The 14,703-nt window shown below is 60.4% G+C and carries 11 protein-coding genes; 5 read left to right on the top strand and 6 right to left on the bottom strand.

Annotated elements, in window-relative coordinates:
• Positions 1 to 109 precede the first annotated feature (109 nt).
• A complete protein-coding gene (locus HGP16_RS05365; protein WP_409526809.1) occupies positions 110 to 1,594 on the top strand; it encodes an esterase-like activity of phytase family protein in 1,485 nt (494 codons plus the stop codon).
• Positions 1,595 to 1,636: 42 nt separating this feature from the next.
• On the opposite strand, the gene recG is transcribed toward HGP16_RS05365, so the two are convergent.
• A complete protein-coding gene (gene recG, locus HGP16_RS05360; protein ID WP_168838969.1) occupies positions 1,637 to 3,742 on the bottom strand; it encodes an ATP-dependent DNA helicase RecG in 2,106 nt (701 codons plus the stop codon).
• A 173-nt stretch (positions 3,743 to 3,915) separates the two neighbouring features.
• On the opposite strand from recG, the gene HGP16_RS05355 reads away from it, so the two are divergent.
• A complete protein-coding gene (locus HGP16_RS05355; protein ID WP_168838968.1) occupies positions 3,916 to 4,230 on the top strand; it encodes a succinate dehydrogenase assembly factor 2 in 315 nt (104 codons plus the stop codon).
• Complete coding sequence (gene mfd / locus HGP16_RS05350; RefSeq protein ID WP_168838967.1) at positions 4,227 to 7,727, top strand: transcription-repair coupling factor; 3,501 nt, start codon at positions 4,227 to 4,229, stop codon at positions 7,725 to 7,727. The genes HGP16_RS05355 and mfd overlap by 4 nt, the downstream gene beginning before the upstream one ends.
• Positions 7,728 to 7,804: 77 nt before the next feature.
• Here mfd and HGP16_RS05345 read toward each other — a convergent pair whose 3' ends face one another.
• Positions 7,805 to 8,227 (bottom strand): RidA family protein, encoded by a 423-nt coding sequence (locus HGP16_RS05345; RefSeq protein ID WP_168839179.1) that lies wholly within the window; start codon positions 8,225 to 8,227, stop codon positions 7,805 to 7,807.
• 164 nt (positions 8,228 to 8,391) lie between these two features.
• On the opposite strand from HGP16_RS05345, the gene HGP16_RS05340 reads away from it, so the two are divergent.
• Positions 8,392 to 8,979 carry a TetR/AcrR family transcriptional regulator gene (locus HGP16_RS05340; RefSeq protein ID WP_168838966.1) on the top strand — a complete coding sequence of 196 codons (588 nt, stop codon included), beginning with the start codon at positions 8,392 to 8,394 and terminating at the stop codon, positions 8,977 to 8,979.
• An 81-nt stretch (positions 8,980 to 9,060) separates the two neighbouring features.
• Here the strand turns inward: HGP16_RS05340 and HGP16_RS05335 are convergent, their stop codons facing one another.
• Positions 9,061 to 9,732, bottom strand: a complete 672-nt coding sequence (locus tag HGP16_RS05335) for a DsbA family oxidoreductase (RefSeq protein WP_168838965.1) — start codon at positions 9,730 to 9,732, stop codon at positions 9,061 to 9,063.
• Between the two features lie 91 nt (positions 9,733 to 9,823).
• Positions 9,824 to 11,635, bottom strand: a complete 1,812-nt coding sequence (locus HGP16_RS05330; RefSeq protein WP_168838964.1) for an extracellular solute-binding protein — start codon at positions 11,633 to 11,635, stop codon at positions 9,824 to 9,826.
• A 264-nt stretch (positions 11,636 to 11,899) separates the two neighbouring features.
• Between HGP16_RS05330 and HGP16_RS05325 the strand changes: the two genes are divergently transcribed.
• Positions 11,900 to 12,559, top strand: a complete 660-nt coding sequence (locus tag HGP16_RS05325) for an invasion associated locus B family protein (RefSeq protein WP_168838963.1) — start codon at positions 11,900 to 11,902, stop codon at positions 12,557 to 12,559.
• Between the two features lie 138 nt (positions 12,560 to 12,697).
• Here the strand turns inward: HGP16_RS05325 and hspQ are convergent, their stop codons facing one another.
• Together hspQ and glnA are read right to left on the bottom strand one after the other, a co-directional pair.
• Positions 12,698 to 13,027 (bottom strand): heat shock protein HspQ, encoded by a 330-nt coding sequence (gene hspQ / locus HGP16_RS05320; RefSeq protein ID WP_168838962.1) that lies wholly within the window; start codon positions 13,025 to 13,027, stop codon positions 12,698 to 12,700.
• Between the two features lie 214 nt (positions 13,028 to 13,241).
• The gene (glnA, locus tag HGP16_RS05315) at positions 13,242 to 14,651 is read right to left on the bottom strand and encodes a type I glutamate--ammonia ligase (protein WP_168838961.1); all 1,410 of its coding nucleotides are present in this window, start codon (positions 14,649 to 14,651) and stop codon (positions 13,242 to 13,244) included.
• Positions 14,652 to 14,703 lie beyond the last annotated feature (52 nt).

Here is a 14,703-nt window from a genome sequence, read left to right as displayed (position 1 = left end):
CGGAGTTTCGGTGTCGGGCTGTCGTTTTCTACGCGGCCTGAAAGCGGGCCGGAGATGGATGCCGTTGTCTCCACGCGGATTTTCATCGGAGGATACTGTTTTGAGATATATGCGTTCGAAGAGCCTGCCGCTGCTGTCGGCCGTACTAGCCACATTCGTTTTCTCCGCGCCGGTCGCCGCGCTCGCGGATAATTCCGTCGCGGTCCAGGGCGTGACGCTCGTCAACAAGGGACGCGTGGCGGTCGGTCGCATCCCGGCCAACCTGCGCGACAAGTTCGGCGAGACCTTCGGTTCCGGTTCGGGCATGTCGATCGACACCAAGAGCTGGGTTCGCAACGCCGACGGCACCTACAAGGGTTCGCTCTGGCTGCTACCGGACCGCGGCTACAATGCCGTCGGCACGACCGACTATCGCCCGCGTCTGAACACGATCGACGTTACTCTGAGCCCGGTCGCGTCCGGCGCGGCGCCGCCGGCCGGCAAGGAGCAGTCGGGCGTCGACGCCAAGCTTGCCGACACCCAGCTTCTCAAGGACGACAAGGGCGCCGACACCACTGGCCTCGATCCGACCAATGGTACCCGCCAAGCGGAAGGCAGCATGCCGCTGCTGCCCCAGGCGCCGAACGGCAAGATCTCGCTCGACACCGAAGCCATTGCCCGTCTGCCTGACGGCACCATGTTCATCAGCGACGAGTATGGCCCCTATATCTACCGCTTCGCCGCCGATGGCCGCATGATGTCCGCCACCCCTCCGCCGGCTGCGCTGCTGCCGATGCGCAATGGCGCCGTCAATTTCGCCTCCAATAACCCCGGTCCCGGCGAATCCGCTCCGGATCCGAAGGACCCGACCAGCGGCCGCCAGAATAACCAGGGCCTGGAAGGCATGTCGCTAACGCCGGATGGCAAGTTCCTGATCGCGGTGCTGCAGTCCGCAACGCGCCAGGATGGCGGCGATTCCAGCTCCACGCGACAGAACACCCGCGCGCTGGTCTATGATGCCGCCGATCCGGCAAATCTGAAGCTGGTTCACGAATATGTCGTGCCGCTGCCGGTCTTCACGAATGACAAGGGCAAGACGGCCGTCGCCGCCCAGAGCGAAATCTATGCGCTCTCGCCGCAGACCTTCCTGATGCTGGCGCGTGACAGCAACAACGGTTACGGCGTGAAAGGCGACAAGTCGCTCTACCGCAGCATCGTCGCTGTCGATGTCTCCACTGCTACCGATATTGCCGGTAAGTTCGATGCCGACAAGTCGGTCGCGCCCAAGGGCGTTCTTGACGCTTCGGTAAAGCCGGCAACGGTCAGCCAGTTCATCGACATTAACGACAGCGCCGATCTCGCGCGCTTCGGCCTTCATAATGGCGCGCCGAACGACCGCAACAATCTCTCGGAAAAGTGGGAGGCGATGTCGCTCGCAAGCGTTCAGGATCCAAAGCTGCCGGACGATTACTTCCTCTTCGTTGCCAACGACAACGACTTCCTGACCCAGGACGGCTATCAGGTCGGCGCTGCCTACAAGGGTGACGGCGGAGGCGATGTCGACACCATGTTCCAAGTGTTCCAGGTCACAATTCCCGGCCTTGCTGCCAAGTAAAGTTGTCAGAAAGGGATGGACGCAACAAATGCGTCCATCTGCTCATCCCGCCCGCAGGAACCGGATCGCCTCGTCGCGGCGGAAGAGATAGAGCAGGGTGCGCACGGCCATGCCGCGCTCGCCCGTCAGCTCCGGATCGCGCTCGATGAGATAGGCGGCATCCTTGCGGGCGATTTCCAGAAGATCGGCGTGCGCTTCGAGGCTGGCAATGCGGAAGCCGGGCGTGCCGGATTGACGCGTACCGAGAAGTTCGCCTTCGCCCCGCAGCTTTAAATCCTCCTCGGCAATGCGGAAACCATCTTCGGTGTCGCGCATGATCGACAACCGCGCATGGCCAGCTTCGCCAAGCGGCCCCTTGTATAGAAGAATACAGGTGGAGGCCTCGTCGCCGCGTCCGACCCGTCCGCGCAGCTGATGCAGCTGCGCTAGGCCGAAACGCTCGGCATGTTCGATGACCATGATCGTCGCGTCCGGCACGTCGACACCCACTTCGACGACCGTCGTTGCGACCAGTAGACGGATCTCGCCGCTCTTGAAGGCCATCATGACGGCATCCTTTTCCGGACCGCTCATCCGGCCATGGATAAGGCCGATGCCGGGACCGAGCGCCTTGGTCAACGTGTCATGGCGCTCCTCGACCGACATTAAATCGGATTCTTCGGATTCCTCCACAAGTGGACATATCCAATAGGCTTTTTTACCCTCAGAGAGCGCACTTTTCAGCCGAGCGACGATATCGCCGGTTCGCTCGTTCGGGATCGTGATCGTCTGGATCGGCTTGCGGCCCGCCGGCTTCTCGGTGAGCTTGGATACGTCCATATCGCCAAAGGCGGCAAGCACCAGCGTTCGCGGGATGGGCGTCGCGGTCATGACGAGCATATGCGGCGAGATGCCCTTCGCAGTTAGGCGCAGGCGCTGGTGGACGCCGAAACGGTGCTGCTCGTCGACGACAGCCAGCATGAGGTTGGCATAGGCGACGCTATCCTGGAACAGAGCATGCGTGCCGATGATGATCTGCGCTTCGCCGGAGGCGATGCGCTCGAGGATAGCATCCCGCTCGCGCCCCTTCGTGCGGCCTGTGAGAACTTCGACGGAAAGGTTTGCACTTGCTGCGAATTTTGAAATTGTCGTATGATGTTGGCGGGCAAGGATTTCGGTCGGCGCCATCAGCACGGCCTGTCCGCCGCTTTCGATGACCGCGGCGATCGCCATCAGCGCGACCAGCGTCTTTCCCGCGCCGACATCGCCCTGCAGCAACCGGAGCATGCGCTCCGTGCCTGCCATGTCCTTGAGAATATCGGCCACCGCGTCGCGCTGGCTATTCGTCATCGAGAAAGGCAGGGATTCCAATATCTTGCCGCTGATTTCTCCAGTTGGATGCACGGATTGTCCGGCAACCTTGCGCAGCCTCTGGCGAACCAGGGAGAGTGACAATTGCCCCGCCAGGAATTCGTCATAGGCAAGCCGGCGACGGGCCGGTGCCTGCGGATCGATATCGGCGGCGTCTCGCGGCGCATGCAGCATGTGGAAGCTGTCGGATATCGAGGGAAAACCCTGCTTCTGCGTAAGGGTAATGTCATCCCATTCGGGCAGTTGCGGAATTCGCGAGAGCGCGCCCTCGATGGTTTTGCGCAGGAATTTCGGGGTGAGGCCGGCGGTCAACGGATAGACCGGCTCGACCAGCGGCAGGTTTTCCGCCTCGCTGTCACGCATGATATAGTCCGGATGCACCATGGACGGCCGACCGTTGAACCAGTCGACCTTGCCGCTGACGGTGACCGTCTCGTCGACAGGCAGCTGCTTTTCGAGCCATTGCGCCTTGCCGCGGAAGAAGACCAGCGCAAGCTCGCCCGTCTCATCATGCAGATAGACACGATAGGGAACGTTGCTGCGCGGATTGGGCGGCGGCTGATGGCGATCGACGCGGCCGGTAATGGTGACGATGGCTCCCTGCGGCGCGCGGGCGATACCCGGCTGCTCGCGCCGGTCGATGATTGAATGCGGCGCATGGAAAATGAGGTCGATGACGCGGCAATCGTCGATCGTCTCGCGATCGAGCAGCTTCACCAGCAGCTCTGATACCTTCGGCCCGACGCCGGGCAGCGAAGATATGGAGGCAAACAGCGGATCGAGGATAGCGGGACGCATGACCGGCAAAATGCGACGGGCAGGGCGCATTTGGCAAGGGGTAGCGCCACGCACGACGTCTTTGAGGCCACCACTCCCCCGAAAATTACGCTTCCGACGCTTTTTTCTGAAAAACCGGTTCCCACCTTTCAATGCTGGTTTTATAGAGACGCATCAACATAAAGGTGTTTTTGATGACTGGGCTTACCCTCAGCAGTGCCGATCTCGATCCCCGTCGTCGGCGCATCCTTTTCCGCTGTTGGCATCGCGGCATCCGCGAGATGGATCTGGTCTTCGGCCAGTTCGCCGATAACGAGCTGCCGGGTCTTCCCGAGGCCGAACTTGATGAACTCGAGCGCATCATGGCCGAAGAAGACAATGATCTTCTAAAATGGATCCTCGGTAGCGAGCCGACGCCGCAGAATCTGCGCACACCGCTCTTTGAGCGTCTCGCCTCCTACAAGCCCGATTTCGAAGAGATCGCCGAAAGGTTTGGATTAACGAAATGATCCCCGGTTTCGACGCGAAGAAGCTGCTTGCCGCAAGCGAGCCGATGACGATCGGTCATGTTCCGGCCGGCCTGGAGCCGTTCCTGATTGCCGAGATGGCAAAGGCCGGCCGGCCGATCGCCTATGTCATGTCCGACGGCCAGCACATGGCCGATGTCGAACAGATGCTCGGCTTCATCGCGCCTGAAATTCCGGTCCTCACCCTGCCGGCCTGGGACTGCCTTCCTTACGACCGCGTCTCCCCAAGCTCCGACACGTCGGCCCGGCGTCTTGCGGCTTTGTCCGGCCTCATCGCGTATCATCGCAAGCCGCATGCGGCGGTCGTGCTGGTGACGGTCAACGCCATGCTGCAGAAAGTGGCACCGCAGGACATTATCGAGAGCCTGGCTTTCTCGGCGAGGCCGGGCAATCAGGTCCGGATGGACGATATCGCGGCCCGTCTGGAGCGCAACGGCTTCGAGCGCGTGGCGACCGTGCGCGAGGTCGGCGAATATGCCGTGCGCGGCGGCATCCTCGATGTCTTCGTTCCGGGTACGGAAGAGCCTGTGCGCCTGGATTTCTTCGGCGATACGCTGGAAAGCATCCGCAGCTTCGATCCTGCCAGCCAGCGCACGACGGGACAGGTGCGCTCGCTCGATCTCAATCCGATGAGCGAAGTGACGCTGACGCCGGATACGATCAGCCGCTTCCGCAAGAACTATCTCTCAGCCTTCGGCGCCGCCACGCGCGACGATGCGCTTTATGTCGCCGTATCCGAAGGGCGACGCTATGCCGGCATGGAGCATTGGCTGCCGCTTTTCTACGAGAAGCTGGAGACGGTCTTCGATTACCTCAAGGGCTTCCGGCTTGTGACGGACCACACCGTGCGCGAGGCGGCCGAGGAACGCTCCAAGCTCGTCTTTGACTATTACGACGCCCGCCTGCATTCCGGTCAGCAAGCCAAGGGGCAGATGGCGCAGGGCACACCCTATAAGCCGGTAACGCCCGGTCAGCTCTATCTCGACGGCAAGGCCCTCGGCAACGCGCTCGATGCCTTTGGCGCTATCCGCATCTCGCCCTTCAACGAACATGAGGGCGAGGCGCGCCGCGTCATCGAGCTTGACGCCCGTCAGGGGCCGCGCTGGGCGCGGTCCGCGACTGACACAGCCGACAGCGAGCGCGTCAACGTCTTCGATGCCGTCGTCAAGCATATCGCCGACAAGCGGGCGGCGGGCGGCAAGGTGCTGATTTCGGCCTGGACCGAAGGCTCGCTCGACCGTCTCCTGCAGGTGCTCTCCGAACACGGGCTGGCGCGCGTCAAGACCATCGAGGCCTTCAAGGACCTCGGCGGCCTGGCGAAGGGCGAGGCGGCCGCCGCCGTCCTCAGCCTGGAAGCGGGTTTCGAGGCCGGCGATCTGATCGTCATCGGCGAGCAGGATATTCTCGGCGACCGCATGGTGCGCCGCTCCAAGCGCCGCAAGCGCGCCGCCGACTTCATCTCGGAAGTGGCGGGGCTGGACGAAGGTTCGATCGTCGTGCATGCCGAGCATGGCATCGGCCGCTTCGTCGGGCTGAGGACCATCGAGGCCGCCGGCGCGCCGCATGCCTGCCTTGAGCTGCTTTATGCTGACGATGCCAAGCTATTCCTGCCGGTCGAAAACATCGATCTCCTGTCACGCTACGGCGGTGAGGGCACCGAGGCGCAGCTCGACAAGCTCGGCGGCGGTGCCTGGCAGATGCGCAAGGCGAAGCTCAAGAAGCGCCTGCTGGATATGGCGGGCGCCTTGATCCGCGTCGCGGCGGAACGCTTGACCCGGCATGCGCCGGTACTCAGCACCCCGGATGGCCTCTACGACGAATTTGCCGCACGCTTCCCTTATGACGAGACCGACGACCAGATGAACGCCATCGAGGCCGTGCGCGACGATCTCGGCGCTGGCCGGCCGATGGATCGCCTCGTCTGCGGCGACGTCGGCTTCGGCAAGACGGAAGTGGCGCTGCGCGCCGCCTTCGTCGCCGCCATGAACGGCGCGCAGGTCGCGGTCGTCGTGCCGACGACCTTGCTCGCCCGCCAGCATTTCAAGACCTTTTCCGAGCGCTTTCGTGGGCTCCCGATCCGAATACAGCAGGCATCCCGTCTCGTCGGCGCCAAGGAACTGGCGCTGACCAAGAAGGAAGTGTCCGAAGGCAAAACCGACATCGTCGTCGGAACCCATGCATTGCTCGGCGCCGGCATCAAATTCGCCAATCTCGGCCTGCTCGTCATCGACGAGGAGCAGCATTTCGGTGTGAAGCACAAGGAGCGCTTGAAGGAGCTGAAGAGCGACGTGCATGTGCTGACGCTATCGGCAACGCCGATCCCGCGCACACTGCAGCTGGCAATGACGGGCGTCCGCGAGCTGTCGCTCATCACCACGCCACCGGTCGACCGCATGGCGGTGCGCACCTTCATCTCGCCTTTCGATTCGCTCGTGATCCGCGAAACTCTGATGCGCGAGCATTATCGCGGCGGCCAGAGCTTCTATGTCTGTCCGCGCCTTGCCGATCTCGCCGATATTCACGCCTTCCTGCAATCGGATGTACCGGAGCTGAAGGTGGCGGTCGCCCACGGCCAGATGCCGGCCGGCGAGCTGGAAGACATCATGAATGCCTTCTACGAGGGGCGTTATGACGTGTTGCTCTCTACCACCATCGTCGAATCCGGCCTCGACGTGCCGACGGCCAACACGCTGATCGTCCATCGCGCCGACATGTTCGGTCTTGCTCAGCTCTATCAGCTCCGCGGCCGCGTCGGCCGCTCCAAGGTCCGCGCCTTCGCTCTCTTCACCCTGCCGGTCAACAAGGTGCTGACGACCACGGCCGAACGCCGGCTCAAGGTGCTGCAGTCGCTGGATACGCTCGGCGCCGGCTTCCAGCTCGCCAGCCACGATCTCGATATTCGCGGCGCCGGCAATCTGCTCGGCGAGGAACAGTCCGGCCACATCAAGGAAGTCGGTTTCGAGCTTTACCAGCAGATGCTCGAGGAGGCCGTCGCTGAGGTCAAGGGTGTCGATGAGATCCAGAATACAGGCTGGTCGCCGCAGATCTCCGTGGGCACGCCGGTCATGATCCCCGACGATTACGTGCCCGATCTGCATCTGCGCATGGCGCTGTACCGCCGCCTCGGCGAGATCACCGAGCTGAAGGAGATTGACGGTTTCGGTGCCGAAATGATCGACCGATTCGGCCCCTTACCGATCGAGGTGCAGCACCTCCTCAAGATCGTCTACATCAAGTCGCTCTGCCGCGTCGCCAATGTCGAGAAGCTGGACGCCGGCCCGAAGGGCGTCGTCGTGCAGTTCCGCAACAAGGAATTCCCGAACCCGGCCAATCTCGTCGGCTACATCGCCAAACAGGGCACAATGGCAAAGATCCGCCCCGACCACAGCGTGTTTCTGACCCGTGATCTTCCGACGCCGGAAAAGCGGCTGCAGGGGGCGGCCGTGGTCATGACGCAGCTGGCGGAGCTGGCGAAGTAGGGAGGCGTGTCTTAGCAACCGATCGTTTTCGGCCCGCAACAGCCATTTACCGCCGCGGGCTGAAATCCGACATGTCCTCATGCGGCCTGGGGCTTGCGAGTCTCTCCAACGTCTGGAATGCGCGCGATAACCTTGATTTCGAAATCGAAGCCAGCCAGCCAATTGACGCCGATCGCCGTCCAATTCGGATAGGGCGCCTCATTGAAGATTCGGGTCTTGACGGTCATGATCGCGCCGAACTGCCGTTCCGGATCGGTGTGGAACGTGGTGACGTCGATAATATCGTCGAAGGTGCAGCCTGCGGCTTCCAAGATTGCCCGCAAATTGTCGAAGGCAAGCTGAACCTGACGTTCGAAATCCGGCTCCGGGCTCCCATCCGCACGGCTGCCGACCTGGCCGGAAACGAACAGCAGATCACCTGATCGGATAGCGGCGGAATAGCCATGTTCTTCGTAAAGCGCATGTCTGTTCCTAGGGAAAATTGCATTACGCGTCGTCATCATGTTCGGCCCTCGCGTTGACGTGAAAGATCGGAGGGGCGCCATCCTGTACGGCCCTTCCAAAATGCCGTTTCATTTGATATACGGCACGTATGTGAGATATTCATATACACTGCGTATGTCAATGTTTCAAATACGAAACGTATGTGAAATTTGAGGGTGAGATGGCGAAACGCCTGGAAACAATGGAAGAAAACCGGAACAAGCTCATTGTCGCCGCACGAAAAGCCTTCGCCGAAAAAGGATTTGCCGGAGCGTCGATGGACGAGCTGACGGCAGATGTCGGCCTGACGAGGGGCGCTCTCTATCATAACTTCGGAGACAAGCGCGGATTGCTCGCCGCCGTCGTTGATCAGATCGACAATGAAATGGCGCTGCGGGCAAAAGCGATAGGCGAGCAGGCGGGCGGCGGCTGGCAAGGCCTGCTTGCGGAAGGCGAAGCCTATATCGAAATGGCGCTCGATCCCGAGGTCCAGCGCATCGTCCTGCTTGACGGGCCGGCGGTGCTCGGCGATCCATCGAAATGGCCCAGCCAGAACAGCTGTCTCGCGGGGACCCGGCAGACGGTGTCAAAGCTTCTGGAGCACGAAGTCGTCAAGCCGGTCGATGCCGAGGCGGCAGCGCGGCTCCTCTCCGGCGCAGCGCTGAATGCTGCCCTTTGGGTTGCCGCCAGCGACAATCCTGTGGAGGTGCTGCCGAAGGCGATCGAGGCTTTCCGCGCGATGGCTTCGGGATTGCTGGCAAAGGCCTGACGGCGATTGTCGCTCGACTGCTTCCACTATCGGCGATTCGCGGAAGCTTTTGCGCATTTCATTGGAAACGCCGAACTCCGATCAATTCATCCCCGCCCGCGCTTCCGCCTTCATCTTGGCAATGTCACGCAACGCCTCGGCGATCACATCCGGTGTCTGTGCGCCGCTGACGGCATACTGCTGGTCGAAGATGAAAAAGGGCACGCCGTTGACGCCGATCTTCTGGGCGGCGTCGATTTCGCCGATGATGAGATCTCGGTCCGCGTCGGAGGCAAGCAGGGTGGCGATGACGGAGCGGTCGAGGCCTGCTTCTTCGGCAATATCGAGCAGCACGGCGTGATCGCCGACGTTGCGGCCCTCTTCGAAATTGGCCTTGAAGAGCGCATCGACCACCTTGTCCTGCTTCTCGCGGCTTTCCGTGACGGACCAATGGATGAGGCGGTGCGCATCGAGCGTGTTGGGACCGATCTTGATGGCGTCGAAATCGAACTTGATGCCGACTTCGCGGCCGAGATCGGTCAGCATCTTGTGCCCCTGTGCGACACGCTCCGCGCCGCCGAGCTTCTGCTCCAGTGCTTTCTTCTGGTCGACGCCTTCGGGCGGATAGTCGGGATTCAGGCGGTAGGGCCGCCAGTTGAGGTCGACGCCAACCTCGTCCTGCACCTCGGCGATGGCGAGCTCAAGCCGTGCCTTGCCGAGATAGCACCATGGGCAGACGACGTCGGAGACGATGTCGATCGTGATGCGTTCCATGGTTCCGTCCTTTCGGTTTTGGGCTGTTCTTCACCATCTAGGCCTTTGTGCCGATGGCTTCAACCGGTTACCGAAAAGGAACCATGCAATACTATTGCGCCGAGGCGTCCCACCAGACCGGTAACTGATAACCATAGAGCGGCAATGCGTCGGGATGAGCAATGTGGCTTCGCCGCGCCACCCATTGCTGCGCGATATGATAGAGCGGCACGGCATAATAGCCCGAGATCAGGATACGATCGAAGGAGCGCACCGCATCGCGAAAATCATCAGCCGAACGCGCCGTTAGGAAATGATTGATCAGCGTATCGACATTAGGATCCTCGACGCCGGCAAAATTCAGGCTGCCCGGCATTTTCGCGGCGGCGGAACCCCATCGTCCTACTTGCTCGATACCAGGCGAGAGCGAGGAGGGGTAGGATTTGACGACCATGTCATAATCGTAATTTGTCGTGCGCAGCTGATATTGCGAATCGTCTACGGTGCGGATGGTGACGGCAATGCCGAGCAGCGCCAGCGACCGGCGGTAGGCGATGGCAAGACGCTCCTGATCTGCATTCTGCGTCATGATCTCAAAGCTAAGCTGCCGCTCGGCGCTATCGACCATGCGTTCGCCCTTGATCGTGTAGCCGCCTTTCTTGAGGAAGTTGACGGCCTTGCGCAGAATCTTGCGGTCGCGGCCGGAACCGTCGCTGACCGGCAGCTTGTAGGTGCCGTCAAGCACATCGGCGTCGATATGGTCCTTGATCGGACCGAGCATGGCAAGCTCGTTGGCATCGGCCGGAACGCCGAACGAGGAAAGATCGGAATTCTGCCAGTAGCTTTCGGTGCGCGTATAGGCATTGGAGGCAAGATTGCGGTTGAACCACTCAAAATCGAAGGCGAGCGTCAGGCCCTTGCGCACATTCTTGTCGGAAAAGATCGGCCGGCGCGCGTTGAAGACAAAGCCGAACATGCCGCTCGGCAGCTTCGGCGTGAATGTTTCCTTGACGACTGCTCCGGAGCTTGCGGCCGGAAAGTTATAGGCCTGCTGCCAATGCGCCGGGCTGCCGTCCTGATAGATATCAAGATCGCCCTTCTTGAAGGACTCGAACACAGTCGTATCCTGCAGGAAGTAGTTCACCACGATCTGATCATAATTGTCGACGCCGACCTTCGTCGGAATATCCTTGCCCCAGTAGTCGGAATTGCGCTCGAAGACGATTCGCTGGCCCGGATCGACGCTCTTTACCCGATACGGCCCGGAGCCAATCGGGATACTGAGCGTGGTATGGTCGAAATTATCTGGATCGGTCGCATGTTTCGGCAGGATCGGCAGCGATGATGCGATGATCAGCGGCGTTTCGCGATTGGCCTTCTCGTTAAAGCGGATCATAACGCTATGCTCGCCGACCTTTTCCATGCTGCTGATCGTATCGAGCCAGGACGAAAGAGGAATGCGTCCCTTATCGCGCAGGAGCTGGAAGGTGAAGATCACGTCGTCCGGCGTCACCGGCTGCCCGTCGGACCATTTGGCGTCGGGATTGAGGTTGAACTGAATGTAGCTCCGGCTCTCGTCCCATTCGACCGTCTGCGCCAGTAATCCGTAGAGCGTAAAGGGCTCGTCGCGTGAGCGCTGCATCAGCGGTTCGTAAATGAGATTGCCGAATTCCGGATCCCACATGCCGCGCGCCGTCGTGCGCATGCTCTTTAAAATGAAGGGATTGAGATTGTCGAAGGTGCCGACGACGCCGTAACTGATGCGGCCGCCCTTTTTCACATCCGGATTGACATAAGGGAAATGCTTGAAGTCCGCCGGCAGCGCCGGATCTCCATGCATGGCGATGCCATAGAGCGGTTGCGCCGCGGCGGCATTGCACAAGGCTGCGAAGAACAGGAAGACAGCGATCCGGAGCGCTTGCATGGCATCCTTTCCGGTAAGGGTACGAATCGGCCGAACATTATCACGAGCGTGCCCAATTCAACACGCGACTGCGGAATTCTTGGGTCTCAGCAGAAAAGGCCAAAGAAAAGCTGGATATCCGCGCCAGTGCGATGTAACAGGGGTGCCGGGTTTCTCGGGTCATGTATTTGCCTTATTCATTCGACAGGTGGACGACGGTTTGACCCGAATTGCATGGGACGGCGCGCTGTCGTTCCGAAGCGGATTTCAGGAGGCGGTTTCGCTATGATGTTCAAGACTGACAACAAAATGCGGGCAGGTCTCTCTGCTCTGGCTCTCATGATCGGCGCGGCCATGCCGGCTGCTGCCTTCGCTCAGGACGCGTCCAACGCAGCTCCTGCCGATGGTGGCAACGATCCCAATCAGCCGCGCCTGGGTTGGTACAAGACCTGCACCAAGCAGGACGATGCCGATATCTGCATCGTGCAGAACCTGATCATGGCCAACAATGGCCAGCTAGTAACGGCAGTGGGCCTCATCTCCGTCGATGGCAAGGTTAACCGCAAGATCCTGCAGATCTCCGTTCCAACGGCTCGCCTGATCCCGCCCGGCGTCACCATGCAGGTTGACGGCGGCAAGGGCCAGAAGCTCGATTACGCCGTCTGCCTTCCGGACAAGTGCACCGCTGAAGTGCCCGTGACCGACGCGATGATCAACTCGCTGAAGAAGGGCACGGATGTGACCTTCACCTCGATCAACTTCCGCCGTGCGCCGAACCCGATCAAGATTTCGCTCACCGGTTTTGGTGCCGCTTTCGACGGTCCGGCAATCTCCGACAGCAAGCTCGCTGAAAGCCAGAAGAGCCTGCAGGACAGCATGCAGAAGAAGGCTGAGGAAGCGCGCAAGAAGCTGGAAGACGCCCAGAAGGCCGCCAAGCAGCAGTAAGTCTCGCGAAACTTTGCGCTTTGAAAAAGCCCGGAGCGATCCGGGCTTTTTTGCTGGTATCAACCATGTCCGTAAATCAAAAAAGGGAAGAGGCTTGGGGCATCTTCCCTTTTTTTAAAAAACTTATCTGACAGGCGCTTAGTGGGCGAAGCTCATCTTGGGTCTGAACTGGCCTGTTGGCGCCCGGTCGAAAATCTGACCGATCTGCGGATTGCGAAGCGGAACGCCGCTCTCGTCGTTGATCAGATTCTGTTCCGATACGTATGCGACATACTCCGTCTCGTCATTTTCGGCGAGAAGGTGGTAGAAGGGCTGGTCCTTGTCGGGCCGCACTTCGGCCGGGATAGAATTCCACCATTCCTCGGTGTTTGCGAATTCCGGATCGACATCGAAGATGACACCACGGAAGGGGAACATCCGGTGTCGAACCACGTCGCCAATATTGAATTTTGCGTTTCGTTGTTTCATGGCACGACTTCCTTTCAGCTAATCATGTGGTGACTTTCACCACTGATATCAAGGATTTTGCCCCCATTCCTTCATCGAACTGTCACATCCAGCCCGGTTCTTTGACCGGACAGCGTTCGATGGCCCAATGCGAAAACGCATCTGGCGGGATACCTGCCACTGGCTCCCCAATTGCGAAGAAAGCCCCGGCAAGCCGGGGCTTTCGTATCTGATATCAGACCGAGTAGTACATGTCATACTCGACCGGATGCGGGGTCATTTCAAAACGCATGACCTCCTGCATCTTCAGCTCGATGAAGGCATCGATCTGGTCGTCGTCGAAGACACCGCCGGCCGTCAGGAACTTGCGGTCCTTGTCGAGGCTTTCCAGAGCTTCGCGCAACGAGCCGCAAACCGTCGGGATCTTCTTCAGCTCTTTCGGCGGCAGGTCGTAGAGGTCCTTGTCCATGGCCTTGCCCGGATGGATCTTGTTCTTGATGCCGTCGAGGCCGGCCATCAGCATGGCGGCAAAGCCGAGATAGGGGTTGGCGGTCGGGTCGGGGAAGCGGACTTCGACGCGCTTTGCCTTCGGGTTGGTGCCGAACGGAATGCGGCAGGAGGCGGAACGGTTGCGCGCCGAGTAGGCGAGCAGAACCGGAGCTTCATAACCCGGGACGAGACGCTTGTAGGAGTTCGTCGACGGGTTGGTGAAGGCGTTGATCGCCTTGGCATGCTTGATGATGCCGCCGATATAGTAGAGGCAGCTTTCCGAGAGGCCTGCATATTCGTCGCCGGCGAAGGTGGGCTTGCCGCCCTTCCAGATCGACTGGTGGACGTGCATGCCCGAGCCATTATCGCCGAAGATCGGCTTCGGCATGAAGGTTGCCGTCTTGCCGTAGGCATTGGCGACCTGATGCACGACGTACTTGTAGATCTGCATCTTGTCGGCGTTGCGCACCAGCGTGTCGAACTTGATCCCGAGTTCATGCTGGGCTGCGGCGACTTCGTGGTGATGCTTTTCGACGACGACACCCATTTCGGTGAGAACCGTCAGCATCTCGGAGCGCATGTCCTGGCAGCTGTCGATCGGCGGGACCGGGAAGTAGCCGCCCTTGACGCGTGGACGGTGGCCGAGGTTGCCCGTTTCGTAGTCGGTGTCGTCGTTGGACGGCAGTTCGCTGCTGTCGAGCTTGAAGCCCGTATTGTAGGGATCAGCCTTGTACTTGACGTCGTCGAAGACGAAGAATTCGGCTTCCGGGCCGAAGAAGGCGGTGTCGCCGATGCCGGAGGCCTTCAAGTAGGCCTCAGCCTTCTTGGCGGTGCCGCGCGGGTCGCGATTATAGGCTTCGCCGGAGACCGGGTCGAGAATGTCGCAGAGGATGACCATGGTGGACTGCGCGAAGAAGGGGTCCATATGGACCGTATCCGGATCGGGCATCAGCACCATGTCGGATTCATTGATGGCCTTCCAACCGGCAATCGAGGAACCGTCGAACATGACGCCATCGGCGAACATGTCTTCGTCGACACAGACCACATCCATGGTGAGGTGCTGCAGCTTGCCCTTCGGGTCCGTGAAGCGCAGGTCTACGAACTTGACGTCGTTGTCCTTGATTTGTTTCAAAATTTCGCTTGCGGTCGTCATTAAATTGCTTCCCTTGACTTAGATGACGATTAAACGAGCCGCGGCCGGAGGG

The organism is Rhizobium sp. P40RR-XXII (assembly GCF_012641405.1).
Lineage (GTDB): Bacteria > Pseudomonadota > Alphaproteobacteria > Rhizobiales > Rhizobiaceae > Rhizobium.
Note: the sequence above shows the minus strand (reverse complement) of the source record. Positions and strands in the feature narration are given on the sequence as shown.

Coding starts and splice junctions, on each gene's coding strand:
- HGP16_RS05365 (WP_409526809.1), top strand. CDS start 110: ATGCGTTCGAAGAGCCTGCCGCTGCTGTCGGCCGTACTAGCCACATTC.
- recG (WP_168838969.1), bottom strand. CDS start 3,742: ATGCGTCCCGCTATCCTCGATCCGCTGTTTGCCTCCATATCTTCGCTG.
- HGP16_RS05355 (WP_168838968.1), top strand. CDS start 3,916: ATGACTGGGCTTACCCTCAGCAGTGCCGATCTCGATCCCCGTCGTCGG.
- mfd (WP_168838967.1), top strand. CDS start 4,227: ATGATCCCCGGTTTCGACGCGAAGAAGCTGCTTGCCGCAAGCGAGCCG.
- HGP16_RS05345 (WP_168839179.1), bottom strand. CDS start 8,227: ATGACGACGCGTAATGCAATTTTCCCTAGGAACAGACATGCGCTTTAC.
- HGP16_RS05340 (WP_168838966.1), top strand. CDS start 8,392: ATGGCGAAACGCCTGGAAACAATGGAAGAAAACCGGAACAAGCTCATT.
- HGP16_RS05335 (WP_168838965.1), bottom strand. CDS start 9,732: ATGGAACGCATCACGATCGACATCGTCTCCGACGTCGTCTGCCCATGG.
- HGP16_RS05330 (WP_168838964.1), bottom strand. CDS start 11,635: ATGCAAGCGCTCCGGATCGCTGTCTTCCTGTTCTTCGCAGCCTTGTGC.
- HGP16_RS05325 (WP_168838963.1), top strand. CDS start 11,900: ATGATGTTCAAGACTGACAACAAAATGCGGGCAGGTCTCTCTGCTCTG.
- hspQ (WP_168838962.1), bottom strand. CDS start 13,027: ATGAAACAACGAAACGCAAAATTCAATATTGGCGACGTGGTTCGACAC.
- glnA (WP_168838961.1), bottom strand. CDS start 14,651: ATGACGACCGCAAGCGAAATTTTGAAACAAATCAAGGACAACGACGTC.